Genomic DNA, 22,667 nt, shown 5'->3' on the forward strand with positions numbered 1-22,667 from the left:
ATCATAGTGGCGTCTCGCACCGTGCCGTGCGGCCGCCCGGCGCGGTTTTTCCGCCGTTCTGCAGGATGTCCGGCACGGCACGGGTGGGAATGGCTTCAGTTTTCGCGCGTATGTCGCGCCAGCGGCGGGGGCGGCGTGCCGTCGCGGGCGGTGGCCTCGATGGCGGCCAGCGCCGGCGCCAGCGTCATGCCCTGCGCCGCTACCCAGCCGTCGTCGTAGTACGAGTGCCCGTAGCGCTCGCCGCTGTCGCACAGCAGGGTGACGATGCTGCCGGCCTCGCCCCGCGCGTGCATCTGGTGCGCCAGCGCCAGTACGCCGAGCAGGTTGCAGCCGGTGGAGCCGCCCACCCGCCGGCCCAGGCGTTGCGCCAGCCAGCGGGTGGCGGCGATGCTCAGCTCGTCCGGCACCTTGAACATGGTGTCGATCACCTGCGGGATGAACGATGGCTCGACGCGGGGGCGGCCGATGCCCTCGATGCGCGAGCCGCATTCCAGCGTCAGGCTGTCGTCGCGCCGCACGTAGCTGTCGTAGAACACCGAGCGCTCCGGGTCGACGCAGGCGACGCGGGTGGGGTGGCGCCGATAGCGCACGTAGCGTCCCAGCGTGGCGCTGGTGCCGCCGGTGCCGGCGCTGGCGACCAGCCAGGCCGGGGTGGAATGCCGCTCCAGCGCCATCTGGCTGAAGATCGACTCGGCGATGTTGTTGTTGGCGCGCCAGTCGGTGGCGCGTTCGGCGTAGGTGAACTGGTCCATGAAGTGGCCGTCCAGCGCCGCCGCCAGCCGCCGCGATTCGGCGTGCAGCGCGGTCGGGTCGTCCACCAGGTGGCAGCGCCCGCCCTGGAACTCGATCGCCGCGATCTTCTCCGGGCTGGTGGCGGTGGGCATCACCGCCACGAACGGCAGGCCGAGCAGGCGGGCGAAATACGCCTCGGAGATGGCGGTGGAGCCGCTAGACGCCTCGATCACCGTGCTGCGCCGGTGCAGCCAGCCGTTGGCCAGCGCATACAGGAACAGCGAGCGCGCCAGCCGGTGCTTGAGGCTGCCGGTGGGATGGCTCGATTCGTCCTTGAGGTAGATGTCGACCCCCGGCAGGCCGGGCAGCGGCAGCGGGATCAGGTGGGTGTCGGCCGAGCGGTTGTAGTCGGCTTCGATGATGCGGATGGCTTCGCTGTTCCAGTGACGGGAGCAGAACATCGGGCGGGCACTCCGGGCGCGAAAGCCGAAGCTTGGCAGGCGCGCCGTGCGCTGCAAAGACGCAGTGCCCGGTCGGACAAACCGGAACAATCGCCGGCGCGGCCACTGCACTTTCAGCCGATCGTCCACCACGCCATCGAGCGTAGCGAGGCTCCCTCGCGGCGGCGAGGGCGGGGGGAGTGGAACAAGCAGGAAGGGCCGTTGCCGGCATTCCCCCTGCGTGACGCGCCCGGCTTTGCCGGGGGCTTGCAGCAAGTACGCATGCCAAAACAAGAAGCCATTGCAACAAGGCCCTAGAACAGCGCGCCCTGCTCGCCGTCGCCCTGGGTGACCGTGGCATCGACCGCGCCGTCGGCAAAGCGCAGCCGCAATGCGTCGCCCGCGCGCAGCTGCGCCGCCTGCGTCACCACGCCGCCCGGCTGGCGCTCGACCAGCGCATAGCCGCGCGACAACACCGCCTCGGGGTTCAGCGCGTCCAGGCGTGCCTGCAACTGCGCCAGCCGCGCGCGCTGCCGCTCGCCGGCCTGGCGCTGCGCCGTGGCCAGGCGGCCGCGCAGTGCCTCCAGCCGCGCTTGCTCGGTGGGCAGGTCGGGGCGCACGTAGGCCAGCTTCAGCCGCAGCCGCGACAGCTGATCCTGCTCGCGCGCCAGTCGCCGCGTCCGGTGTTCCAGCAGGCGGCGGCCCAGCATGGCGACCCGCTCGCGCTGCATCGCCAGTCGTTCGCCCGGATGGCGCAGGCGGCGCGCCAGCGTGTCCAGCCGCTGCATGCGCAGTTGCAGGGCGCGCATCAGGTCGCGTTGCAGGCGATGCGCCATCGCATCCAGCCGGTTGCCCCATTCGACGCGGTTGGGGCTGGCCAGCTCGGCCGCGGCGGTCGGCGTCGGTGCGCGCACGTCGGCGACGAAGTCGGCGATGGTGAAGTCGGTCTCGTGGCCGACGCCGGACACCACCGGGATCGGGCTGGCGGCGATGGCGCGCGCCACGGCCTCGTCGTTGAACGACCACAGGTCCTCCAGGCTGCCGCCGCCACGGCACACCAGCAACGTGTCGACCTCGGCGCGCTCCCCGGCCAGGCGGATGGCGGCGGCGATCTCGGCCGCGGCCGCCGCGCCCTGCACCGCGGTCGGATAGATCACCACCGGCAGGCCGGGCATGCGCCGCGCCAGCGTGGTCAGCACGTCGCGCAGCGCCGCCGCCTTGGGCGAGGTGACGATGCCCAGCGCGCGCGGGAAGGCGGGCAGCGGGCGCTTGCGCGCGGCGTCGAACAGGCCCTCGGCCTGCAGCTTCTTCTTCAAGGCCTCGAATGCTTCGAACAGCCCGCCCAGCCCGGCGGGGCGCATCGCCTCCACCGTCAATTGGAAGTCGCCGCGCGCCTCGTACAGCGTGACCACCGCGCGCGCCTCGACCAGCAGCCCCTCGCGCGGCTCGAAGTCGATCAGCGCCGCGCGGTTGCGGAACATCACGCAGCGTACCTGCGCGTTGGCGTCCTTCAGGCTGAAGTAGCAGTGGCCGGAGCCGTAGCGCTTGAAGTTGGAGATTTCCCCACTGACCCACAGCACCGGAAAGCTGCCTTCGAGCAGATCGCGCACTTGGCGGTTCAGCTCGGTGATGCTGACGGGGGTGTGTGACACGCTTGACAAATTGGTGAACATTCCAAGAACGGCCCGATTAATCCACAAAATCCAGCAGTGGCGGGCATTTCCGGGCCAAAGCGTGGATGTAGTTGATGTAGTTGTTGTAACTTGTTGATTGGATTGAATTCTTTGGATTGCCCAAATTCGCGTCAATCCGTAACAAACCCAATGATTCCGTGCATTTGCCCCCGCTGGCGCCGCGTTGTGCACAAAGTTATCCACAGTGGATGTGGGTAAGCCCGGCAAGCGGCGGCGGCATTGGGATTCCCTGGCGTCTCCGTGGTGAGCACCGTGATTCATGTTTGTTGCCACACTACATCATCGATCCACCACTGGCTGACACGGCGGCGGCCCAAAGGCCGCGTCGGCAAGGGGAACGGCCTTCCCGGCGGGGGGCAATCGGGCTAAAGTTACGCGGTTTTTCCATCCGAACACACCCGAGGAATCCCCCGCAATGCTCTCGATCATCGAAGCCGCCGGCTGGCCCATCTGGCTGATCATCGTCGCTTCCGTGGCCGTCGTGACCATCATCTTCGAACGGCTGTTGAGCCTGCGGCGCTCGCTGGTGCTGCCCGAAGGACTGCTGGCCCACGCAGTCAAGGAATACCGCGCCCACGGCGTCACGCCGGACATGCTGTCGCGTCTGGCCGCGTCGTCGCCGCTGGGCCGCGTGCTCGCCGCCGGCCTGAAGAACGTGAAGAGCAGCCGCGAGATCATGAAGGAATCGATCGAGGAGGTGGGCGGCGCGGTCGCGCACGACCTGGAGCGCTACATCCCCACGCTGGGCACCCTGGCCTCGGTCACGCCGCTGCTGGGCCTGTTCGGCACCGTGATCGGCATGATCGAGATCTTCGGCGCGCAGGCGCCGAGCGGCGCGGCCAACCCGGCCGAGCTGGCGCACGGTATCTCGGTGGCGCTGTACAACACCGCCTTCGGCATCATCGTCGCCGTGCCGGCGCTGATGTTCTACCGCTATTTCCGCAGCCGCGTGGATGGCTTCCTGGTCGAGATGGAGCAACAGGCGGTGAAACTGGTGGAAGTCGTCCATGGCGAGCGGCAGTAGAAAGGGGCGACCGATGAATTTCCGTCGCAACCGTCGCCGCGAGGAGCCGGAGATCAACTTCGTGCCGTTGATCGACGTGCTGCTGGTGATCCTGATCTTCCTGATGGCCACCACCACGTATTCGCGCTTTGCCGAACTCAAGGTCAACCTGCCGACCGCCGACGCCGACAAGGTGGTCGAGCAGCCGCAGAGCATCAACATCGGCATTTCCGCCAACGGCCAGTACAGCCTGGACAACCAGCTGGTCAGCTTCACCGACCCGGTGGCGTTCGCCGCGCAGCTGCGTCGCGTCGCGGGCGATCGCAAGGATCCGATGATCGTCATCAACGCCGACGCCCAGGCCACGCATCAGGCGGTGGTCAACGTGATGGAGGCGGCGCGGCTCGCCGGCTACGGCAAGCTCACCTTCGCTACGCAGAACCCGATCAAGTGATCCGCGCGGGTCAGGGCATCAAACGGGGCGGCGACGCCCCGTTTTTGTTTGCTGTCGAGTCCTGAGATACTGCCGCCCATGAGTTTCCTCGACCGTCTCTGGTATACCCCGCGCCATCCGCTTTCCCTGCTGCTGCGGCCGTTGTCGTGGCTGTTCGGCGCGCTGGCGGCGCGGCGGCGCGCGCGCTACCGGCGCGACCCGACGCTGAGCACCCGCCTGCCGGTGCCGGTGCTGGTGGTCGGCAACCTCAGCGTCGGCGGCACTGGCAAGACGCCGCTGACCGCGTGGCTGGCGCGGGCGCTGGTCGCGCACGGTCGCCGCCCCGGCATCGTGTCGCGCGGCTACGGCGGCGCGGCGCGGCAGCCGGTCGCGGTGACGCCGGACAGCGATCCCGCTCTGGTCGGCGACGAGCCGCTGCTGCTGGCGCGCGCCACCGGTGTGCCGGTGTTCGTCTGCCGCCAGCGGGCCGAGGCGGGGAGCGCGCTGCTGGCGGCGCATCCCGAAGTCGATCTCATCCTGTGCGACGACGGCCTGCAACACCTGGCGCTGGCCCGCGACCTGGAACTGTGCGTGATCGACGGCGCCCGCGGGCTGGGCAACGGCGCGCTGCTGCCGGCCGGGCCATTGCGCGAGCCGCCGTCGCGGCTGGCCGAGGTCGACGCGGTGGTGGTCAACGGTGCCGGCGATCCGGCGCTGCCACCCGCCGTGCCGGCCTTCGCCATGCGTCTGGCGCCGCAACGTTTCCATCGCCTGGACGACGCCTCGCGCCAGCGCGATGCCGCCGATTTCGCCGCGCCGCCGACCGCCGTCTGTGGCATCGGCAACCCGGCGCGCTTCTTCGCCACGCTGGACGCGCTCGGGCTGGCCCACCTGCCGCGCCCGTTCGCCGATCACCACCCGTTCACCCTGGCCGACCTGCCGCCGGGCGAGCTGGTCGTCACCGAGAAAGACGCCGTCAAGCTCGCCGCGCTGCCCGGACTGGGCGATGCCGGTGCTAGAATCTGGGTCCTTCCCGTCGTCGCCGAGCTGTCGCCCGACCTGGCGGCGTGGGCGATGCAACAGCTCGAATCCAGAGAGAAAGGTCATGGACCCAAAACTGCTTGAAATCCTGGTCTGCCCCGTGTGCAAGGGGCCGCTGGTCTACGACAAGGCCAAGCAGGAACTGATCAGCAAGGCCGAACGGCTGGCCTACCCGATCCGCGACGGCATCCCGGTGATGCTCGCCAGCGAGGCCCGCGTGCTCGGGCCCGACGAAGAAGTGGCCGGCTGATCCGGCCCACGCCATCGCGCGGCCGTCCACCGGCCGCGCCGTTCCATTCACCGCGCACCGCCCAGGTCCGCTCCGTCCGGAGCGCGACGTCCGCCCCCGCACGAGGCCTCCGATGAGCTTTACCGTGATCGTTCCCGCCCGGATGAAATCCACGCGCCTGCCGGATAAACCGCTGGCCGACATCGGCGGCGTGCCGATGGTGGTGCGCGTGGTCGAGCGCGCGCTGCTGTCCGGCGCCGAGCGCGTCTGCGTCGCCACCGACGACATGCGCATCCAGGATGCGGTGACGCTGGCCGGCTACGCCAGCATGCTGACCTCGCCCGAGCACCCCTCGGGCACTGATCGGCTGGCCGAGGCGGTGGACCGGTTGGGCCTGCCCGACGACGCGGTGGTGGTCAATGTGCAGGGCGACGAGCCGCTGATCGATCCGGCTCTGATCGATGCCGTGGCCGGTGTGCTGGCGGCGCATCCCGAGTGGCCGATGGCCACCGCGGCGCACGCCATCGACGATGCCGCCGACTTCCGCAATCCCAACGTGGTCAAGGTGGTGTGCGGCGCCGACGGCCGTGCGCTGTACTTCAGCCGCGCGCCGATTCCGTGGGATCGCGACGGTTTCGCCGGGGCCCACGCACCCGCGTTGCCGCAGGGCGGCGCACTGCGCCACATCGGGCTCTATGCCTACCGCGCGGGCTTTTTGCGTACCTATCGCACGCTGGCGCCCAGCGCGCTGGAGACGGTCGAAGCGCTGGAACAGCTCCGCGTGCTGTGGCATGGTTACGCCATTGGAGTGCATGTTGCAGCGCACGCACCGGCCGCCGGCGTCGACACGCCGGACGATCTTGCCCGCGTGCGTCGTCTCTTCGAAACGATTTCCAACAACCAGAACCAGGGATAACACGATGCGATTGATACTGCTGGGCGCACCGGGCGCAGGGAAGGGCACGCAGGCCAACTTCATCAAGGAGAAGTTTGGCATTCCGCAGATTTCCACCGGTGACATGCTGCGCGCCGCGGTCAAGGCCGGCACGCCGCTGGGCCTGGAAGCCAAGGCCATCATGGACGCGGGCGGCCTGGTACGCGACGACATCATCATCGGCCTGGTCAAGGAACGCATCGCCCAGCCCGACGCCGCCAACGGTTTCCTGTTCGACGGCTTCCCCCGCACCATTCCGCAGGCCGAAGCCATGGTCGCCGCCGGCGTGGACATCGACTACGTGGTCGAGATCGACGTGCCGGACGCCGCCATCGTCGAGCGCATGGCCGGCCGCCGCGTGCACGTGGCGTCGGGCCGCACCTACCACGTCAAGTTCAACCCGCCCAAGGTGGAAGGCCGCGACGACGTGACCGGCGAAGAACTGATCCAGCGCGACGACGACCGCGAGGAAACCGTGCTCAAGCGCCTGCAGGTCTACCATGAGCAGACCGCCGTGCTGGTCGGCTTCTACGGCGACATGGCCGCTTCGGGCCAGGCCAAGGCGCCGCGCTACGTGAAGGTGAACGGCACCCAGGCGGTGGAGAAAGTGCGCGACGACGTGTTCGCCGCCCTCGGCGCCTGATCCCTTGCAGTAACCGGCCAGTGCCCCGCCAGGCGGGGCACTGGCGTTTTCGCCACCCGCGCGGTGGTCCAGATTCCCCCCGGTGCACGCCATGCCCACATTGTTGTCCGTCAACCTGAACAAGATCGCGCTGATCCGCAATTCGCGCGGCCGCGACTATCCCAGCGTCACCCACTTCGCCGAGCTGGCGCTGGCGAACGGCGCGCATGGCGTCACCATCCACCCGCGCCCGGACCAGCGCCACGCGCGCTACGACGACGTTGCGGCGCTCAAGGCGGTGGTGCAGGCGCACCCCGGCAAGGAACTCAATATCGAGGGCTATCCGGACGAGCGCTTCCTGGACGTGGTGCTGGCCGCCTGCCCCACCCAGTGCACGCTGGTGCCGGACGAGCCGGGGCAGCTGACGTCCGACCATGGCTGGGACATCGTGCGCCACGGCGAGCGCCTGCAAGCCATCGTGGCGCGGCTCAAGACCGCCGACATCCGCGTCAGCCTGTTCGTCGATCCGGATCCGGCGCAGATCGCCGCCGCGCCCGCCACTGGCGCCGACCGGGTCGAGCTGTACACCGAGAGTTATGCCCACGCCTACGCCGAGGGCCGGTGGATGGCCGAGTGGGAGCGCTTCGCCGTCGCCGCCCGCGCCGCGCGCGACCTCGGCCTGGGCCTGAACGCCGGGCACGACCTCAACCTGGACAACCTGGGGAATTTCCTGCGGATACCCGGCATCGACGAAGTGTCGATCGGCCACGCGCTGACGGTCGAGGCCCTGCAACAGGGCTTCGCCGCCACCATCCGGCGCTATGTCGAGATCATGAAGGCGGTGGGCGGGGAGTAGGGCTTCGCCAGAGTCAAAATCTGTAGACACAGAGGGCACGGAGAACACAGAGAGCACGGAGAAAACCAACGAAGTCGAGGTCCGAGCCGCTGCATGCGCGGCGATCTTCTGTTTCCTTGGTTTCTCTGTGACCTCTGTGTTCTCCGTGCCCTCTGTGTCTACGGAAGTTGTTTCCCAGCCTATTGACCCAGGTAGTAGTGCCGGATCGGCTTGAGGTGTTCGTCCAGCTCGTAGATCAGCGGCAGGCCATTGGGAAGCTCGAACTTGACGATGGCGTCGTTGGAGACGTCGTCCAGGTATTTGACCAGCGCGCGCAGCGAGTTGTTGTGGGCCGAGATCACCACCCGCTTGCCGGCCTTGATCGCCGGGGCGATGTCGCTGTGCCAGAACGGCAGCGCCCGCGCCACGGTGTCTTCCAGGCATTCGGTCAGCGGGATCTCGGCGCGCGGCACGCTGGCGTAGCGCGGATCGTCGAACGAGGCGCGCGGATCGTCCGGCGCCATCGCGGGCGGGCGCACGTCGTAGCTGCGGCGCCACAGCAGCACCTGGTCGGCGCCGTGTCGGGCGGCGGTCTCGGCCTTGTCCAGGCCGGCCAGCGCGCCATAGTGGCGCTCGTTCAGCCGCCACGAATTGACCACCGGAATCCACATCTCGTCCATCTCGTCCAGCGCCAGCCACAGCGTGCGGATCGCGCGCTTGAGCACCGAGGTGTAGGCGATGTCGAAATGGAAGCCCGCGTCGCGCAGCAACTGGCCGGCGCGTCTGGCTTCTTCGATGCCCTGTTCGGTCAGGTCCACGTCCACCCAGCCGGTGAAGCGGTTTTCGAGATTCCAGGCCGATTGGCCGTGGCGGATCAGCACGAGCTGGTACATGGCAGGCTCCTAGAAGTGGACGTTACAGCGTAGGACATCGCCGGGCTTCACTTGCCGGCGGCGGCCAGCGCGCGCTGCTTGTCGGCGATCTTCTGCCGGATCAGCGGCAGCATGGCCAGCGCGGCCTTCTCGCCTTCCAGAATGGCGATGTTGCGCTGGTCGAAATCGGTGGGGCCGATGCGGCCCACGCGCGGACGGATCACCACGTCGGCGCGCGTCAGCTCCTGCTCGCCCAGCTTCTGGCCCATGATCATGATCGCCTGGTTGACGATGCCCAGCATGTTGCTGGGCGCGGTGCCGTTGGCCTTGGACGAGATATCCACCGCGATGACGAAATCGGCGCCGAGCTGGCGCGCGGCATCGACCGGCACCGGGCTGACCACGCCGCCGTCCACGTAGCGCTTGTTGTTGATCAGCACCGGCTCGAACACGCCGGGGATGCTGGACGACGCGCGCACCGCCATGCCGGTGTTGCCGCGGGTGAACACGGTGCGCCTGCCGGTCTCCAGTTCTGTGGTGACGGCGGCGAACGGCTTGCCCAGCTTTTCCAGCGGGCGCTTCTTCACCAGCTGGTTCACGTAATCCTGCAACTTCTGGCCGCGCACCAGCCCGCCGGACAGCAGGCTCACGTCGCGGATCTTCGCCTCGTCCAGGCCGAACGATTCCTCCTGCAAGGCGAAGGCATCCATGCCGCTGGCGTACAACGCGCCGACCACGCTGCCGGCGCTGGTGCCGGCCACGTAGTCCGGCTTGATGCCGTTGGCTTCCAACATCTTGATTACGCCGATGTGGGCAAAGCCCTTGGCGGCGCCGCCGCCGAGCGCCAGCCCGACGCGCACCTGCGGCAGCGCCTTGGGCGGCGCGGGCGTCGGGGTGGGCTGCACCGGCTGCACTTCGCTGGGCGTGGTGCAGGCCGCCAGCAGCAGGGCGGCGCAGATCGAGGCGAGGCGGGGGAACGGAAGATTCATGCGTCATCCAGGGAAAGCACGTGGGCGCGGGTGCCGTCGCAGCGCCACTTGATGTCGAAGGTATGCAGCCGCACGCCGTACACGCGCGCCGGATCGTCGGCGTAGGCCGGGCGCGGGTCCTGCGCCAGCACTTCCTCGATCAGCGCTTGCAGCGCGGGATGCTCGCCGGCCAGCGCGGCCAGCCGTGCCGCCGCCTCGGGCGCGAACGACACCGCCAGTGTGGCCGGCGTGCCGTCGATGAAGCCGCCGCGCGCCTCGGGCACGCTTTCGGCGAAGGGTACGTAGGGCTTGATATCGACGATGGGCGTGCCATCCACCAGATCGACCCCGCCGAAAGTGAGCACCACGCCGTCGCGGGTATCGACCGCCAGCAGTTCCACCAGCGACAGTCCCAGGCCGTTCGGCCGGAACGGACTGCGGCTGGCGAACACGCCGACCCGCGTATTGCCGCCCAGGCGCGGCGGTCGCACCGTGGGGTGCCAGGTGTCGGCGCTCTGGTGGAACACGAAGCTCAGCCACACATGCGAGAACGCCTCCAGCCCGCGCACCGCCTCCGGGCGGTCGTAGGGCGGCAGCAACCGCAACACCCCCCGCGCATGCGGCGCCAACCGGGGCTGGCGCGGAATGCCGAATTTGTCGGGGAACGGGGTGGCGAGATGGCCGAGGGGATCGAGACGGTAGGACACCGGCCGATTGTGCCGTGGCCGGGCGGGGTTTGGAATAGGAGTGTGAGGAGTGAGGAGTGAGGAGTGAGGTGTGAGGTGTGAGGTGTGAGCGCAAACGCTACCACCACTCGCTGTTGCAGTGGCTTTTGCCGTTACCCCTCACACCTCTCCCCTTACACCTCACAAATTGTGATACCAGATCACCCCGATCAGGATCGGCGCGACGATGGCGCAGATGAAGCGGAACGCCGGCAGGATGGAACTGGCGCCTTCGGCGGCCAGTTCGCCGCGCACGCGCGGCCAGATCGCCCAGCCGACGAACAGCGCGGCCAGCAGGCCGCCGGCCGGCATCATGATGTTGGACGCCACGTAGTCCATCAGGTCGAACGGGCTCTTGCCGAACAGTGTGACGTGCGCCATCGGGCCGAACGACAGCGCGGCGGGAATGCCGACCACGAAGCTCGCCACGGCGGTGAGCAGCGTCGCCGGATGGCGCTTCATGCGGAATTCGTCGATCAGGAACGACACGATGGGCTCCAGGATCGAGATCGACGACGTCAGCGCGGCGAACAGCAGCAACACGAAGAACGCCACCGCGAACCACTGGCCGGCCGGCATCTGGGCGAAGATCGCCGGCATGGTGATGAAGGTGAGGCCCGGCCCGGCGGCGGGGTCGACATGGAAGGCGAACACCGCCGGCAGCACCATCAGCCCGGCCAGCACGCAGGCCAGCGTCGCCAGCGTGGACACCCACAGCGTGGCGCCGACCAGCTTGGTTTCGCGCGACACATACGAGCCGTAGGCGATGATGATGCCGCCGCCGATCGACAGCGAGAAGAACGCCAGCCCCAGCGCATCGACCAGCATGGCGCTGGTCACCTTGGACCAATCCGGCGTGACGAAGTAGCGCACGCCGTCGATGGCGCCCGGCAGCGTCAGCGCGCGGCCGATCAGCAGCAGCATCAGGAAGAACAGCGCCGGCATCAGCACCTTGCTCATGCGCTCGATGCCCTGCTGCACCCCGGCGAACACCACCGCCACGGTGATGCCGAGGAACACGGCGGTGTAGCTCAGCGCCTGGGTGGGACTGGCGATGAAGTTCTCGAAGGCGGTGGCCAGCGCGGCGGTCTCGCTGGTGATGGCCTCGCCGGTGATCGAGCGCCAGATGTAGGCCACCGTCCAGCCGCCGACCACGCAGTAGTAGCTGAGGATGATGAACACGCACAGCACCGACAGCCGTCCGGCCCACGGCCACAGGCCGCCCTTGAGGTCGCGGTAGGCGGTGGTGGCCGAGCGGTTGGCGCTGCGGCCGATCACCATCTCGGCCAGCAGCAGGGCGATGCCCAGGGTGAACACGCAGACCAGGTAGGCGATCAGGAAGGCGCCGCCGCCGTTCTTGCCCGCCACGTAGGGGAACTTCCAGATCGCCCCGAGCCCGACCGCCGAACCGGCCGCAGCCAGGATGAAGCCGAGCCTGGAGCCCCAGTTGGCGCGTGCGCTGTCTTCCGCCATGAGAACCTGCCCTGTGTGAAAAATATCGAATCGACCGATTGTCCGTTATCGCCCATCCCTGCCAATTGGAGAAACCCCCAGCGGCCTGCGCGCACCGATCTTGACGCGGCCCAAAGCCAAAAAAAAAACAGGCCCGCGATCGGGCCTGTGCAAACAAGGATGCTCTGGTCAGCGATCCAAGGAGGAGGAGGAGGAGAGGCCGGCGTCCGCCGGCGGGGATCAGCGTGCGCCGCCCAGCAGCGCGGTCAATTGGTCGTAGCGGCGGTACAGCAGCTTCTCGCGCGACTGGCGCTGGCTGGTGTCCAGCTCGGGCATCAGCGCCAGGCGGAACAGCGCGTCGTAGAGCTGCAGATCGGTCACTTCGCGCAATTGCCGGTTGGTCGCGGGCAGGAAGCCGTCGAGCTGGTCGGCCCAGTACAGCTTTTCCTTGGCGCGGGTGGCGTCGGGGCCGTTGCGGCCGTAGTCGAGGAAAAACGAGGCGATGCGGCTGCGGGTGGCCGCGGGCAGTTCGCGGCGGATCACCAGCGGATCGTAGGAGAACGGCGGCGACTGCCACAGCACGCGCAGTTGCTGGTAGTCGCGCGGGTACTTCTCCGCCAGCTTGGGCAGGTCGTCGGTATTGCTGACCGCCACGTCGACCCGGCGCTCGACCAGCGCGCGGAAGTTGTCTTCGGCATTGCCCACCGTCACCGAGCGGAAGAAGCGCTCTGGCAACACGTTGTTGCGCACGAAGGCGTGGTACTGCGGGATCAGGTAGCCGGCGGTGGAATCGGGGTTGCCGCTGGCGTAGCGGTACTGCTGGCGGTGCGCCAGCAGGGTGTCGAGCGAGGCCGGGCCATCGCGGCGCACCAGCAGCAGCGAACGGTACTGGGTCTGGCGGCCGGTGAGCGCCAGCCGGGCGAAGATTTCGCCCTTGCCGCCTTCCACCGCCGACAGCGCCACCTTGCTGCTGCCGCGCAGCACGTCGATCTCGCCGCGCTGGAAGCTGGCCAGCAGCTCGGCCTCGTTCTTGACGGCGACCACGCGCGCCGGCTGGTTCAGCAGCTGGCCCAGATCGTCGGCGATCGGCTGCCAGTCCAGTCGGGTTTCCTCGACGCCACGGTTGGCGACCAGGCCGATCACGATCTCGGCGTGGGCCGACAGGGCGAGCAGCAGCAGCGGAATGGCAAGAGCGAGACGCGACATGGCGAAAGCGGGAGGCACGAAAAAGCCGGCAGCTTAGGCCGGCTATGTGACAACGGGATGAAAACTCCCGTGTTGGAAGGACGAAGGTCGGGCGCATGGCTGCGTTGCGCCTCGCTGGCGGGGATGACCCCGCGGCACTCGGCACGCCTTGCGCTGCATCCCGACCTTTGTCCTTGAAGGTCGATTCGCCCCGGGGCCGCCGTGGCGGCCCCGGATCGGTCATTCGGCCGTGGCCAGCGGAATGCCCAGCGCCTCCACCAGCGGGCCGCTGATGAAATCGGCCAACTCGTTCAGGCGCTTTTGCGCATAACGGCGCTCGCCGTCGGCGCTGCTCAGGTCGTCGGGCAGGCCGCTGACGGCGATGCGCGCGTTGGCCAGCCGCAGCTTGAGGTCATCGACCACCGCATCCTTGCCGCGCGTGCTCAGGTAATCGTCGAAACCGGCGCCGCCGCCCGCGCCCAGCAGCACGCGCTCGATGGTGTCCAGGCCGGATTCCAGGCTGCGCTTGCTCACGCCGGCGCGCCAGTCGGGGAAGTCGCTGCGCTGCGGCGTGGCGCTCTGCTGCGCCAGCTTCCAGCCCGCCAGCTCGCGCAGGCCGGCCACCACGCGGGTCAGCGATTCGGACAGGAAGGGGCGGGGATACGACGGGTCGTAGTTCAGGCCACGGCGCATGCCCTGCCATTCGTAGACCAGTTCCTGCGCGCGGCGCGCCAGGCCGGCCGACACCCACAGGCCGTAGCGGCAGACGTTGTCGATCCGCTTGGCGGCCAGCGGCGCCTGTTGCGGCGCAGCGTCGCCGAACAGGATGTACTCCAGCGCCGGCAGGCCCTGCTTGAGTTCGCGCGACGCGCCCAGCGCCGGCATCGAGGTCGGGTCGGCCGGCGTGTCGCGAACCGATTTGGCGACGGCCTTCAGATCCAGCGGCCACGGGTCGAACTGGGCCACCAGCGCGTCGGCGCGGGCCGGGCCCATGCGCACCGCGTCGATGCGGCGCCATGCCTGATCGGCGGCGATCCACGCCTCGCGCGCGGCGGCCAGCTTGGCCGGATCGGGGGCCTCGCACAGCGCGGACAAGCGTCCGGTCAGGCGTCCGGTGTGCTCCAGCAACGACACCTGGGCCGGCAGGTAGACGGTTTCCACCAGGCTGATCGCCAGTTGCGGCTGCATCAGGCGCGGGGCGGCCGGTGCCGCGGCGGGCGCCGGCTGGGTCGGAGCGGGGGGATTGTCGTTGGCGTGCGCCAAGGTGGCGCAAAGCAGCAGGGCGAGTGCCGCCGGCAGGGAACGGGTCATGGTCTTTCCTTCCTCCTTGTGGTGGCGGCCCGCTCCGGAACCGGAACGGCCGCCAGGCGCTCTCATGGCGCGAGTCGGGCAATGTTAGAGCATCCCTCGGATGCGTGACAGACGAACGGTCGGCCACAGTGCGCCGATGGTCGCCGCCGAGCCCCTTGCTTTTTACGTCCCCGCAAAAGAAACTCCCGCCCGCCAGTCAACGAGACCAGACCATGACTTTTTACTTCCGTTCCGACGACGTCCCCGAACTGCAAGGCTTGTCCCGCTGGGAGCAGCGCGTGCTGCTGCGCGGCACCTTCATCAAGGAGCGCGCCGTCTCCACCCTGGTGCTGCTGCTGATCGTGATCGGCACCGTCCAGTTCGGCCTGAATCCGCTGATCGAATCCCTGGCGCCGGGCCTGCGCAACAACACCCTGCCGTACGCGTCGGTGCTGCTGGTGTGGCTGTTCCTGCTGATGTGGCTGCGCGACGTGGTGATGATGAACGTGCTGCGCCCCAAGATCGGCGCCAAGCGCGTCGAGCTGGAAAAAGCCAAGGCGGCGCAGGTCGAAGCCGAGGCCGCGGCCGACACGGAGCGCGCAGCCGATGCGCCTGCCGGCGGCGAGCGTTAGCCTGCTGCTGGCGCTGCCCCTGCACGCCGCGACCATCGCGGTGGACGTGGGGCATTCGCTGGGCGCGCCCGGCGCCACCAGCGCCTACGGCGAGCCGGAGTTCTTCTACAACCGCGCGCTGGCACAGGAAGTGGCGCGCCGGCTGCGCGGCGCCGGCCACCTGGTGCTGCTGATCGGGGCCGACGGCGAGGAGACCGGCTTGCGTCCGCGCCCGGAACTGGCCGCCGCCGCGCGCGCCGACCTGTTCCTGTCGATCCATCACGATTCGGCCCAGCAGCGCTTCCTCAAGCCCTGGACGGTGGACGGCGTGCAGCGCTGGTACACCGACTTCTCCGGCTATTCGCTGTTCGTCTCGCGCCAGAACCCCCGGTTCGCCGCCAGCGCGGCGTGCGCCCAGGCGATCTCGCGGCAGTTGCAGTCGCGCGGCTTCCAGCGCACCTTGCACCACACCGCCGAAGTCGCCGGCGAGGGGCGGCCGCTGTTCGACCGCGCGCTGGGCGTGTACGAGGCCGATTTCGCGGTATTGCGCCACGCCAGCATGCCGGCGGTGTTGTTCGAGGCCGGCGTGATCCTCAACCGCGACGACGCGCTGCGGCTGGCCCGGCCGGCGACGCGCACGCGCCTGGCCGAGGCGGTGGCCGCGGCGGCGGGCGATTGCCTGGCGGCGCATTAGGACGAAGGCCGGGCGCAGGGGTGCGTTGCGCCCGGCGCAAGGCGGGGCCGGGGTTTGGTGATAAGATTCCACGCTTTCATCGACCCCTCACACGGCTGCCGAACTGCCATGCGTACCTCCCAACTTTATCTCTCCACCCTCAAGGAAGCGCCCGCCGAAGCCGAGCTGGTGTCGCACAAGCTGATGCTGCGCGCCGGCCTGATCAAGCGCCTGGGCTCCGGCCTCTACACCTGGATGCCGCTGGGCCTGCGCGTGCTGCGCAAGGTGGAGGCCGTGGTGCGCGAGGAGATGAACCGTGCCGGCGCGCAGGAGATCCTGATGCCCACCATCCAGCCGGCCGAGCTGTGGCAGGAAACCGGGCGCTGGGAGCTGTTCGGCCCGCAGATGCTGAAGATCAAGGATCGCCACGAGCGCGATTTCTGTTTCGGGCCCACCCATGAGGAAGTGGTCACCGACATCGCCCGGCTCGAACTGCGCTCGTACAAGCAACTGCCGGTGAACTTCTACCAGGTGCAGGTGAAGTTCCGCGACGAGATCCGTCCGCGCTTCGGCGTGATGCGCGCCCGCGAATTCGTGATGAAGGACGCGTACTCGTTCGACGCCACCTTCGAGGGCCTGCAAGTCAGCTACGACAAGATGTACCGCGCCTACAGCAACGTGTTCTCGCGCCTGGGCCTGGAATTCCGCGCCGTGGCGGCCGACACCGGCGCCATCGGTGGTTCGGGCAGCCACGAGTTCCACGTGCTGGCCGACGCCGGCGAGGATCTGCTGGCCTACTGCCCGACCTCCGACTATGCGGCCAATACCGAGCTGGCCGAAGCACTGGCGCCCACCGCGCCGCGCGCCGCGCCGGCCGAAGCGATGCGCGATGTGGAGACGCCCAAGCAGACCACCTGCGAACAGGTGGCCGAACTGCTGGGCATCGCGCTGCAACGCACCGTCAAGCTGATCGCCGTGATCGATGCCGAAGGCAAGCTGGTGATCGTGCTGTTGCGCGGCGACCACAGTCTGAACGAAGTGAAGCTGGGCAAGGTGCACGGCATCGGCGAGTTCCGCTTTGCCACCGAGGCCGAGATCCGCGACGCCTTCGCCTGCCCGCCCGGCTTCCTCGGCCCGGTGGGCGCGCCGGCGGGCACGCGGGTGATCGCCGACCGTACCGTGGCGGCGATGAGCGATTTCGTCTGCGGCGCCAACAAGCCCAAGTACCACATCGCCGGGGTGAACTGGGGGCGCGACCTGCCCGAGCCCGACGTGGTGGCCGATGTGCGCAACGTGGTCGAGGGCGATCCCAGCCCGGACGGCCAGGGCACGCTGTCGCTGTGCCGCGGTGTCGAAGTCGGACATGTGTTCCAGCTGCGCACCAAGTATTCCGAGGCGATGGGCGCCACCTTCACCGATGTGGACGGCACGCAGAAGCCGTTCGAGATGGGCTGCTACGGCATCGGCGTCTCGCGCATCGTCGGCGCGGCCATCGAGCAGAACTTCGACGAGCGCGGCATCGTGTTCCCGCAGGCCATGGCGCCGTTTGCACTGGCGCTGGTGGCGGTGGGCTACCACCGTTCGGAGGCGGTGCGCGAAGCGGCCGACCAGCTCTACGCCGCCTTGCAGGCCGCCGGGGTCGACGTGCTGCTGGACGACCGCAACGAGCGTCCCGGCTCGATGTTCGCCGACATGGAACTGATCGGGATTCCGCATCGCCTGACGATCGGCGACAAGGGTTTGGCCGAAGGTGTAGTTGAATATGCAGTACGCGCCACCGGCGCGGTCAGCAAGGTGCCGCTGGCCGATGCGGTGCGTCATTGCCAGGACGTGCTGGCTGGCTGAGCAAGATGGAAAAGGGCGGCGTTGTCCAGTTTCAGTCGCCGCCCGTTTCCTCCGGCCCCGTCGGAATTACTGCTCGAGCGGCTTGGTGGTCGCGGCGGGCGTGGGCGGCGGCAGGGCGGACGCCTGGTAGGTCAGGATGGCCTTGCGGATGTCCGCGGCCATGTTGCGGGTCCAGTTGATGTACTTGCTGTGGATCTTGGCCGGCTGCCCGGCCATCGCCTCGCGGTAGTCGAAGTTCTCGCTGCCGGCGTAGGTGATGGTCACGCTGTGGTCGGTGTAGGCGATGTCCACCGCCACCCACAGCTTGGTGCGGTCGAGCTTGGCCTCCATGTGGCCGGGCCCGGTGTGGCGGGTGACCCAGCCACGGCCGGCGATGGCGGCGGGAATGAGTTTGGCGACGGCTTCGACCGTGACCGGGTCGAATTCGATCGGCGCCTGCTCGACCAGCGGCACGTCGGCATGGGCGACGAGGGTCGAGAAGGCCAGCAACAGGCCGAACAGGGTTTTTTTCATAAGAACTACAGATTTCTTGCAAGAGAAGTCGAGATTATCGTGGTACGGGGTATGAAAGCACAACGGTTGTTCCTCTCGCTTTTGCTGGCCTGCACGGCCCTGGGTGTCCAGGCCGGGGCGCAGCGGGAGGAAGCTTTGTCCAGCTCCGTGCAATCCACCATGCAGCGCTCCATCGCCGACGGCGCGCAGCCGCGGCTGGTGTTCGCCGACCCGCGCGAGGGCGAAGCATGGCTGGCCGAGATGTCCGAGCGCCTGGCCAAGCGCATTCCCGACGAGTTCATGCGGCGCAAGATCCTGGTGGCGGCGCACTACGAGGCCACCCGCGCCGGGCTCGATCCGCAATTGGTGCTGGGGCTGATCCACGTGGAAAGCGGCTTCAACCGCTATGCGCTGAGCCCGGTGGGCGCGCGCGGGTTGATGCAGGTGATGCCGTTCTGGCAGCGCCTGATCGGCGCCCCGGGGCAAAGCCTGTTCGACATCCATACCAACCTGCGCTACGGCTGCACCATCCTGCGTCACTACCTGGATATCGAGAACGGCGACCTGTTCCGCGCGCTGGGGCGCTACAACGGCAGCCTGGGGCGCGCCGAGTACCCCAACCTGGTGTACGGCGCCTGGAAGAACCACTATGCCTGGGACAGCAAGACCCAGACCCAGCAGGTGGCGCAGCGATGACCCTGCCCACCCCGGGCAGCCTGTTCCTGGGGCTGATGCTCAACGCGCTGGGGATGGCGTATTTCTGGTTCGGCCGCCGCCAGCGCCGCGCCATGCCGCTGCTCAGCGGGCTGGGGCTGATGGTGCTGCCCTATCTGGTGTCGGGCCTGGCCTGGACCCTGGGGCTGGGTGCCTTGCTGGCGGGGCTGCCGTTCTGGGTCGATTTCTAAACGACGGCAGGCGCCCGGACCGGTAATGCTCAGCCCGGCAGGCTATCCACCTTCAGCAGTCGGATGTAGCCGTGCTCCAGCGCCACCCAGTCCTGTTCCACCCAGGCATTCAACTGCTTGTTCACCGATTCGCGGCTGGCGCCGACCAGGTTGGCCAGTTCCTGCTGAGTCAGCTTCAGGTCGATCAGGATGCTGCCGTCGGCCTCGGTGGTGCCGTGTGCCTCGCCCAGCTGGCGCAGCATCTTGCCCAGGCGCTCGGGCAGGTTGAGGAACAGCATGTCCTGCAACAGGTTGTCGGCGGCGCGCAGGCGTTCGCATAGCGCGGCGATCAGCTGGCGCATCACCTTGGGGTGCGATTCCAGGTAGCCCATCACCGCGTCGCGGCGCAGCACCAGCAACTCGCACGCCTCCAGCGCCTCGACGCTGGCGCTGCGCATCCCGCCGTCGAGCATGGCGATCTCGCCGAACACCTCGCCGGCCTCCAGGATGCACAGCGTGGCTTCGCGCCCGTCCTCGGTATTGCGCGAGACCTTGAGCCGGCCGTGCAACACCGCATACATCTCCTCGCCGGCGGTGCCCTGCTGCACCACGGTCTGCTTGGCGCGGACCTCGCGTAGTTCGGCATGCTGGGCCAACTCTTCGAGCTCCTGCTCGCTCAGTTCGCAAAACAGAGTGCTGCCGGACAGCAGGCGGGCCTTGTTCATGAGGATTCCTCGGCGTGGATGATCGGCGGGCGCGAGCGGATTCTACGCGCGTTGCCGCGGTTGGCGTATGGCTGGGCTGTCATGCGTCGAACGCCGCCCAGATCGGCGTGTGGTCCGAAGGGCGTTCGTTGCGGCGCGGTTCCAGGTCGATGGTGCACGACGTCAGCGCGGGCGCCAGCGCCGGCGAAACCAGCAGGTGATCGATGCGCAGACCGGCGTTGCGCTTGAAGCCGTACAGGCGGTAATCCCACCAGGTGAACGACTTCTCGGCCTGCTCGAAGGCGCGGAAGGCGTCGATGAAACCCAGCGACAGCAGGTCGGCGAACGCCGTGCGCTCGGCCGGCGACACCAGCACCTGGCCTTCCCATTTCTTCGGATCGTGCACATCGCGGTCTTCGGGCGCGATGTTGTAGTCGCCGGCCAGGATCAGTCGCGGATGCGCGATCAGTTCTTCGGTCAGCCAGGTGGTCAGCGCCTTCAGCCACGACAGCTTGTACGGGTATTTGTCGGAATCGAGCGCCTGCCCATTGGGCATGTAGGCGCAGACGAAGCGCACCCCGTTCACGGTGGCGGCGATCACGCGCTTCTGCGCGTCGACATAGCCGGGAATGTTGACGGTAACGTCGTCCAGCGGCGCGCGGGCGACGATGGCCACGCCGTTGTAGGTCTTCTGTCCGGCGAACACCACGTGATAGCCGGCCTCCTCGAACGCCTCGCGTGGGAAGTTGTGGTCTTCCAGCTTGGTTTCCTGGATGGCCAGCGCGGTCATCTCGGGGTGCGCGGCCAGCCAGTCCAGCACCTGCGGCAGGCGGACCTTGAGGCTGTTGACGTTCCAGGTGGCGAATTGCATCGGAAACCCCGTGGCGGATGGTGATGTGAAAAAGCGCGCCGATCCGGCGCGCCTGGTGGATCGATGGGCCGGCTCAGCGGGGCGCGGCGGGCGTCGCGGCCTCCATCGGGAAGCCGGCCAGCTTGAGCGCGTTGGTCCAGGTGTCGCGTTGCCAGCCCTTGAGGAACTGGCCGTTCAGCTCCAGCACCGGCGGTGCCAGGTTCTCGGCGCCGGCACGCTCGACCATGCTGTCGATGCGCGGGCCGCCCTGGTCGCTGGAAACCACTTCGTAGGGCACCTTGTTGGCGTCGAGGAAGGCGCGTGCCTCGTCGCACGGCGCGCATTGCGGGAACACGTAGACCACCGCCTTGCCCGCGGCCCTGGCCGCCGGCTGCGGCTTGGCCGCGGCGCCGGATTCGATGACGTTGGGCTTGATGGTGCGTTCGTGCGCCACGTTGCCGGGGGGCGGGCGATCGCTGTAGAACACGTTGCCGTCGGCGTCGCGCCATTGATAGACCTTGGCCGCCAGCGCGGGTGCGGCGGCCAGAATTGCAGTCGTGGTAAGCAGGAAGAGAAGTCGTCGGGCCATGATTCGGGGATTATTGCCGATTGCGCGGTTCACGTCAGCCCATCGAGCGGGTCTCGACCACGACCTGGCGGCGGTCGATGGTCAGCACCAGTTGCCAGTCGTGACGCGCCGCGGAACAGAACGGCAGCGCGGTCTGCAATTGCCAGCGCGAGTCGCCCGACGGTTGCATCGGCCGGCGATTCGGTCCCATGTCCATGCCCTGCATCCGCCATTCGGCCGCCACGTCGCTGGCCGGGCCCCGCAGCGTCAGCAAAAACACCCGGTTGGCCGTCAGCTTCTGGTCGCTGGAAACGCGGTAGCGTTGCTGGCCCGATTCGAAATCGCAGCCACGTTCCAGCGCCGGGCAATCCACCTTGGCCGGCGGCTCGGTGTCGCGGCGCGGCGACAGGTCGATCCAGCCCAGGTATTGCGCGGCGAATCCGGCGACGGCCAGCAAGGCCACCACCCGGCCGATCGAAGCCAGGGTCGGCTTCATGACCAGGCCGCCGACAGCATGGCCACACCGTGCCCGCCACAGGCTTGCGCCTGCGACAGATCACGCCCGCTCAGGCCGCCCAGCGCATAGATGGGCAGCGGCCAGCCGTGGGCGACCGTGGTGGCGAAGCCGTCCCAGCCCAGCGGCGCCTCGCCGGGATGCGACGCGGTGGGGGCCACGTGGCCGAGCAGGGCGTAGTCGGCACCGATGCGCTGGGCCTGCGCCAGTTCGGCTTGATGGTGCGTGGAGACGCCCAGCCAGTCGAAGCCGTGCGGACGGGTGCTCAGGCCGGCCGCTTCCCGCGCCGGCAGGTGCAGGCCGTCGGCGCGGGTGGCCGCGACCAGCTGCGCCTTGTCGGCGAGGGCGCCGTGCAGTAGTACGCGGCAGCCGCGCGGGCGTGCACGGGCGATCACTGCGGTCGCCAGCGCGCCGTAGCGCTCCGGGTCCAGTTGCGGTTCGCGCAGGATCAACAGCGACAGCCCGTCGGCCAACGCCGTATCCAGCCGGGCCAGCCATGGTTCGACCCCGAGGGTGCCGGCGGCGGAGATCGCCAGGGTGTCGGGCAGGGCCAGGCCACGCAGGATGGGACCATTGGCGGGCAGGATCGGCGACACGTCCAGCGCGCCCACCCGTTGCCAGGCGAAGCGCTGGCCTTCGTGCGGATGCGGCTCGCCTTGCCATGCGGTGATGCGGAAGAAATGCAGGCGCACCGTGGCGTGGGGATAAGTAAAGGTTTGCACGACCCACGGCGTGGCGGCGGTCACCGTCACCCCCAGTTCCTCGATCAGCTCGCGCACCAGCGCCTGGTGGGCGGTTTCGCCTGCCTCCAGCTTGCCGCCGGGAAACTCCCAGTAGCCGGCATAGGCCTTGCCGACAGGGCGGCTGCCGAGCAGGAAACGGCCGTCGCGGTCGATGAGGATGCCGGCGGCCACCTCGACGATTTTTCGATCAGACATATGGTTACTGGAAACCTTTGGTTTGATATTGCTGGCGGAATATCATTCAATGATTGAATTCTGATTGATGTTCGATGTAAGAGCCTGTTCAAAGTCTTTTCACCACACCGTTCTGGGCAGTGGCGGTGCATGA

At 68.4% G+C, this 22,667-nt stretch carries 26 protein-coding genes; 12 read left to right on the forward strand and 14 right to left on the reverse strand.

The window, feature by feature from the left end; translation table 11 throughout:
• Positions 1 to 95: 95 nt before the first annotated feature.
• Entirely contained in the window at positions 96 to 1,193 is a 1,098-nt protein-coding gene (locus C556_RS0115275; protein WP_018749123.1) for a PLP-dependent cysteine synthase family protein, read from the reverse strand.
• A 293-nt stretch (positions 1,194 to 1,486) separates the two neighbouring features.
• Positions 1,487 to 2,845: an exodeoxyribonuclease VII large subunit gene (xseA, locus tag C556_RS0115280; protein ID WP_018749124.1), complete on the reverse strand. Its 1,359-nt coding sequence runs from the start codon at positions 2,843 to 2,845 to the stop codon at positions 1,487 to 1,489.
• Between the two features lie 436 nt (positions 2,846 to 3,281).
• Here xseA and C556_RS0115285 point away from each other — a divergent pair, with 436 nt between their 5' ends.
• The 7 genes from C556_RS0115285 (at position 3,282) to C556_RS0115315 (ending at position 7,984) form a co-directional block, all read left to right on the forward strand.
• Positions 3,282 to 3,890: a MotA/TolQ/ExbB proton channel family protein gene (locus tag C556_RS0115285; RefSeq protein ID WP_018749125.1), complete on the forward strand. Its 609-nt coding sequence runs from the start codon at positions 3,282 to 3,284 to the stop codon at positions 3,888 to 3,890.
• Between the two features lie 13 nt (positions 3,891 to 3,903).
• Complete coding sequence (locus C556_RS0115290) at positions 3,904 to 4,323, forward strand: ExbD/TolR family protein (protein WP_018749126.1); 420 nt, start codon at positions 3,904 to 3,906, stop codon at positions 4,321 to 4,323.
• 78 nt (positions 4,324 to 4,401) lie between these two features.
• Positions 4,402 to 5,427, forward strand: a complete 1,026-nt coding sequence (gene lpxK / locus C556_RS0115295) for a tetraacyldisaccharide 4'-kinase (RefSeq protein ID WP_018749127.1) — start codon at positions 4,402 to 4,404, stop codon at positions 5,425 to 5,427.
• Positions 5,408 to 5,593 (forward strand): Trm112 family protein, encoded by a 186-nt coding sequence (locus C556_RS20640; protein WP_040431253.1) that lies wholly within the window; start codon positions 5,408 to 5,410, stop codon positions 5,591 to 5,593. The genes lpxK and C556_RS20640 overlap by 20 nt, the downstream gene beginning before the upstream one ends.
• A gap of 112 nt (positions 5,594 to 5,705) precedes the next feature.
• Complete coding sequence (kdsB, locus tag C556_RS0115305; RefSeq protein WP_018749129.1) at positions 5,706 to 6,488, forward strand: 3-deoxy-manno-octulosonate cytidylyltransferase; 783 nt, start codon at positions 5,706 to 5,708, stop codon at positions 6,486 to 6,488.
• A gap of 4 nt (positions 6,489 to 6,492) precedes the next feature.
• On the forward strand, positions 6,493 to 7,149 hold the full coding sequence (adk, locus tag C556_RS0115310; protein ID WP_018749130.1) for an adenylate kinase: 657 nt from the start codon (positions 6,493 to 6,495) through the stop codon (positions 7,147 to 7,149).
• A 91-nt stretch (positions 7,150 to 7,240) separates the two neighbouring features.
• Entirely contained in the window at positions 7,241 to 7,984 is a 744-nt protein-coding gene (locus C556_RS0115315; RefSeq protein ID WP_018749131.1) for a pyridoxine 5'-phosphate synthase, read from the forward strand.
• 179 nt (positions 7,985 to 8,163) lie between these two features.
• Here the strand turns inward: C556_RS0115315 and gpmA are convergent, their stop codons facing one another.
• The 6 genes from gpmA to C556_RS0115345 all read right to left on the reverse strand — a co-directional run bounded on the left by gpmA (position 8,164) and on the right by C556_RS0115345 (position 14,476).
• Positions 8,164 to 8,856 (reverse strand): 2,3-diphosphoglycerate-dependent phosphoglycerate mutase, encoded by a 693-nt coding sequence (gene gpmA / locus C556_RS0115320; protein WP_018749132.1) that lies wholly within the window; start codon positions 8,854 to 8,856, stop codon positions 8,164 to 8,166.
• A gap of 47 nt (positions 8,857 to 8,903) precedes the next feature.
• Positions 8,904 to 9,824: a patatin-like phospholipase family protein gene (locus C556_RS0115325; RefSeq protein WP_018749133.1), complete on the reverse strand. Its 921-nt coding sequence runs from the start codon at positions 9,822 to 9,824 to the stop codon at positions 8,904 to 8,906.
• A complete protein-coding gene (gene tsaA, locus C556_RS0115330) occupies positions 9,821 to 10,510 on the reverse strand; it encodes a tRNA (N6-threonylcarbamoyladenosine(37)-N6)-methyltransferase TrmO (RefSeq protein WP_018749134.1) in 690 nt (229 codons plus the stop codon). Before tsaA ends, C556_RS0115325 begins: the two co-directional genes overlap by 4 nt.
• 159 nt (positions 10,511 to 10,669) lie before the next feature.
• Positions 10,670 to 12,001: a sodium-dependent transporter gene (locus C556_RS0115335; RefSeq protein ID WP_018749135.1), complete on the reverse strand. Its 1,332-nt coding sequence runs from the start codon at positions 11,999 to 12,001 to the stop codon at positions 10,670 to 10,672.
• Between the two features lie 219 nt (positions 12,002 to 12,220).
• Positions 12,221 to 13,186, reverse strand: a complete 966-nt coding sequence (locus C556_RS0115340; RefSeq protein ID WP_018749136.1) for a PhnD/SsuA/transferrin family substrate-binding protein — start codon at positions 13,184 to 13,186, stop codon at positions 12,221 to 12,223.
• Between the two features lie 219 nt (positions 13,187 to 13,405).
• Positions 13,406 to 14,476: an imelysin family protein gene (locus tag C556_RS0115345; RefSeq protein ID WP_018749137.1), complete on the reverse strand. Its 1,071-nt coding sequence runs from the start codon at positions 14,474 to 14,476 to the stop codon at positions 13,406 to 13,408.
• 212 nt (positions 14,477 to 14,688) lie between these two features.
• On the opposite strand from C556_RS0115345, the gene C556_RS0115350 reads away from it, so the two are divergent.
• The 3 genes from C556_RS0115350 to C556_RS0115360 all read left to right on the forward strand — a co-directional run bounded on the left by C556_RS0115350 (position 14,689) and on the right by C556_RS0115360 (position 17,584).
• Positions 14,689 to 15,087: a hypothetical protein gene (locus C556_RS0115350; protein WP_018749138.1), complete on the forward strand. Its 399-nt coding sequence runs from the start codon at positions 14,689 to 14,691 to the stop codon at positions 15,085 to 15,087.
• Positions 15,062 to 15,760 carry an N-acetylmuramoyl-L-alanine amidase gene (locus C556_RS20645; protein WP_018749139.1) on the forward strand — a complete coding sequence of 233 codons (699 nt, stop codon included), beginning with the start codon at positions 15,062 to 15,064 and terminating at the stop codon, positions 15,758 to 15,760. The genes C556_RS0115350 and C556_RS20645 overlap by 26 nt, the downstream gene beginning before the upstream one ends.
• Positions 15,761 to 15,868: 108 nt before the next feature.
• Positions 15,869 to 17,584, forward strand: coding sequence for a proline--tRNA ligase (locus C556_RS0115360; RefSeq protein WP_018749140.1), 1,716 nt, complete (start codon positions 15,869 to 15,871; stop codon positions 17,582 to 17,584).
• A gap of 66 nt (positions 17,585 to 17,650) precedes the next feature.
• Here C556_RS0115360 and C556_RS0115365 read toward each other — a convergent pair whose 3' ends face one another.
• Complete coding sequence (locus tag C556_RS0115365; protein WP_018749141.1) at positions 17,651 to 18,097, reverse strand: hypothetical protein; 447 nt, start codon at positions 18,095 to 18,097, stop codon at positions 17,651 to 17,653.
• 51 nt (positions 18,098 to 18,148) lie between these two features.
• Between C556_RS0115365 and C556_RS20650 the strand changes: the two genes are divergently transcribed.
• The gene (locus C556_RS20650) at positions 18,149 to 18,772 is read left to right on the forward strand and encodes a lytic transglycosylase domain-containing protein (RefSeq protein WP_040431256.1); all 624 of its coding nucleotides are present in this window, start codon (positions 18,149 to 18,151) and stop codon (positions 18,770 to 18,772) included.
• The gene (locus tag C556_RS0115375; protein WP_018749143.1) at positions 18,769 to 18,981 is read left to right on the forward strand and encodes a hypothetical protein; all 213 of its coding nucleotides are present in this window, start codon (positions 18,769 to 18,771) and stop codon (positions 18,979 to 18,981) included. The genes C556_RS20650 and C556_RS0115375 overlap by 4 nt, the downstream gene beginning before the upstream one ends.
• Positions 18,982 to 19,010: 29 nt before the next feature.
• On the opposite strand, the gene C556_RS0115380 is transcribed toward C556_RS0115375, so the two are convergent.
• The 5 genes from C556_RS0115380 to C556_RS0115400 all read right to left on the reverse strand — a co-directional run bounded on the left by C556_RS0115380 (position 19,011) and on the right by C556_RS0115400 (position 22,534).
• Positions 19,011 to 19,685 carry a Crp/Fnr family transcriptional regulator gene (locus C556_RS0115380; protein WP_018749144.1) on the reverse strand — a complete coding sequence of 225 codons (675 nt, stop codon included), beginning with the start codon at positions 19,683 to 19,685 and terminating at the stop codon, positions 19,011 to 19,013.
• Between the two features lie 79 nt (positions 19,686 to 19,764).
• Positions 19,765 to 20,535, reverse strand: a complete 771-nt coding sequence (gene xth / locus C556_RS0115385) for an exodeoxyribonuclease III (RefSeq protein ID WP_018749145.1) — start codon at positions 20,533 to 20,535, stop codon at positions 19,765 to 19,767.
• 73 nt (positions 20,536 to 20,608) lie between these two features.
• Positions 20,609 to 21,103 carry a DUF4124 domain-containing protein gene (locus tag C556_RS0115390; protein ID WP_018749146.1) on the reverse strand — a complete coding sequence of 165 codons (495 nt, stop codon included), beginning with the start codon at positions 21,101 to 21,103 and terminating at the stop codon, positions 20,609 to 20,611.
• Between the two features lie 34 nt (positions 21,104 to 21,137).
• Positions 21,138 to 21,578, reverse strand: coding sequence for a hypothetical protein (locus tag C556_RS0115395; RefSeq protein WP_018749147.1), 441 nt, complete (start codon positions 21,576 to 21,578; stop codon positions 21,138 to 21,140).
• Positions 21,575 to 22,534 (reverse strand): Nudix family hydrolase, encoded by a 960-nt coding sequence (locus C556_RS0115400; protein WP_026263135.1) that lies wholly within the window; start codon positions 22,532 to 22,534, stop codon positions 21,575 to 21,577. The genes C556_RS0115395 and C556_RS0115400 overlap by 4 nt, the downstream gene beginning before the upstream one ends.
• Positions 22,535 to 22,667: the final 133 nt, after the last annotated feature.

This window comes from Chitiniphilus shinanonensis DSM 23277 (assembly GCF_000374805.1).
Classification (GTDB): Bacteria; Pseudomonadota; Gammaproteobacteria; order Burkholderiales; family Chitinibacteraceae; genus Chitiniphilus; species Chitiniphilus shinanonensis.

Bases quoted from the DNA above. Each gene is read 5' to 3' on its own strand.
- C556_RS0115275 (WP_018749123.1), bottom strand. From the start codon at position 1,193: ATGTTCTGCTCCCGTCACTGGAACAGCGAAGCCATCCGCATCATCGAA.
- xseA (WP_018749124.1), bottom strand. From the start codon at position 2,845: ATGTTCACCAATTTGTCAAGCGTGTCACACACCCCCGTCAGCATCACC.
- C556_RS0115285 (WP_018749125.1), top strand. From the start codon at position 3,282: ATGCTCTCGATCATCGAAGCCGCCGGCTGGCCCATCTGGCTGATCATC.
- C556_RS0115290 (WP_018749126.1), top strand. From the start codon at position 3,904: ATGAATTTCCGTCGCAACCGTCGCCGCGAGGAGCCGGAGATCAACTTC.
- lpxK (WP_018749127.1), top strand. From the start codon at position 4,402: ATGAGTTTCCTCGACCGTCTCTGGTATACCCCGCGCCATCCGCTTTCC.
- C556_RS20640 (WP_040431253.1), top strand. From the start codon at position 5,408: ATGGACCCAAAACTGCTTGAAATCCTGGTCTGCCCCGTGTGCAAGGGG.
- kdsB (WP_018749129.1), top strand. From the start codon at position 5,706: ATGAGCTTTACCGTGATCGTTCCCGCCCGGATGAAATCCACGCGCCTG.
- adk (WP_018749130.1), top strand. From the start codon at position 6,493: ATGCGATTGATACTGCTGGGCGCACCGGGCGCAGGGAAGGGCACGCAG.
- C556_RS0115315 (WP_018749131.1), top strand. From the start codon at position 7,241: ATGCCCACATTGTTGTCCGTCAACCTGAACAAGATCGCGCTGATCCGC.
- gpmA (WP_018749132.1), bottom strand. From the start codon at position 8,856: ATGTACCAGCTCGTGCTGATCCGCCACGGCCAATCGGCCTGGAATCTC.
- C556_RS0115325 (WP_018749133.1), bottom strand. From the start codon at position 9,824: ATGAATCTTCCGTTCCCCCGCCTCGCCTCGATCTGCGCCGCCCTGCTG.
- C556_RS0115335 (WP_018749135.1), bottom strand. From the start codon at position 12,001: ATGGCGGAAGACAGCGCACGCGCCAACTGGGGCTCCAGGCTCGGCTTC.
- C556_RS0115340 (WP_018749136.1), bottom strand. From the start codon at position 13,186: ATGTCGCGTCTCGCTCTTGCCATTCCGCTGCTGCTGCTCGCCCTGTCG.
- C556_RS0115345 (WP_018749137.1), bottom strand. From the start codon at position 14,476: ATGACCCGTTCCCTGCCGGCGGCACTCGCCCTGCTGCTTTGCGCCACC.
- C556_RS0115350 (WP_018749138.1), top strand. From the start codon at position 14,689: ATGACTTTTTACTTCCGTTCCGACGACGTCCCCGAACTGCAAGGCTTG.
- C556_RS20645 (WP_018749139.1), top strand. From the start codon at position 15,062: ATGCGCCTGCCGGCGGCGAGCGTTAGCCTGCTGCTGGCGCTGCCCCTG.
- C556_RS0115360 (WP_018749140.1), top strand. From the start codon at position 15,869: ATGCGTACCTCCCAACTTTATCTCTCCACCCTCAAGGAAGCGCCCGCC.
- C556_RS0115365 (WP_018749141.1), bottom strand. From the start codon at position 18,097: ATGAAAAAAACCCTGTTCGGCCTGTTGCTGGCCTTCTCGACCCTCGTC.
- C556_RS20650 (WP_040431256.1), top strand. From the start codon at position 18,149: ATGAAAGCACAACGGTTGTTCCTCTCGCTTTTGCTGGCCTGCACGGCC.
- C556_RS0115375 (WP_018749143.1), top strand. From the start codon at position 18,769: ATGACCCTGCCCACCCCGGGCAGCCTGTTCCTGGGGCTGATGCTCAAC.
- C556_RS0115380 (WP_018749144.1), bottom strand. From the start codon at position 19,685: ATGAACAAGGCCCGCCTGCTGTCCGGCAGCACTCTGTTTTGCGAACTG.
- xth (WP_018749145.1), bottom strand. From the start codon at position 20,535: ATGCAATTCGCCACCTGGAACGTCAACAGCCTCAAGGTCCGCCTGCCG.
- C556_RS0115390 (WP_018749146.1), bottom strand. From the start codon at position 21,103: ATGGCCCGACGACTTCTCTTCCTGCTTACCACGACTGCAATTCTGGCC.
- C556_RS0115395 (WP_018749147.1), bottom strand. From the start codon at position 21,578: ATGAAGCCGACCCTGGCTTCGATCGGCCGGGTGGTGGCCTTGCTGGCC.
- C556_RS0115400 (WP_026263135.1), bottom strand. From the start codon at position 22,534: ATGTCTGATCGAAAAATCGTCGAGGTGGCCGCCGGCATCCTCATCGAC.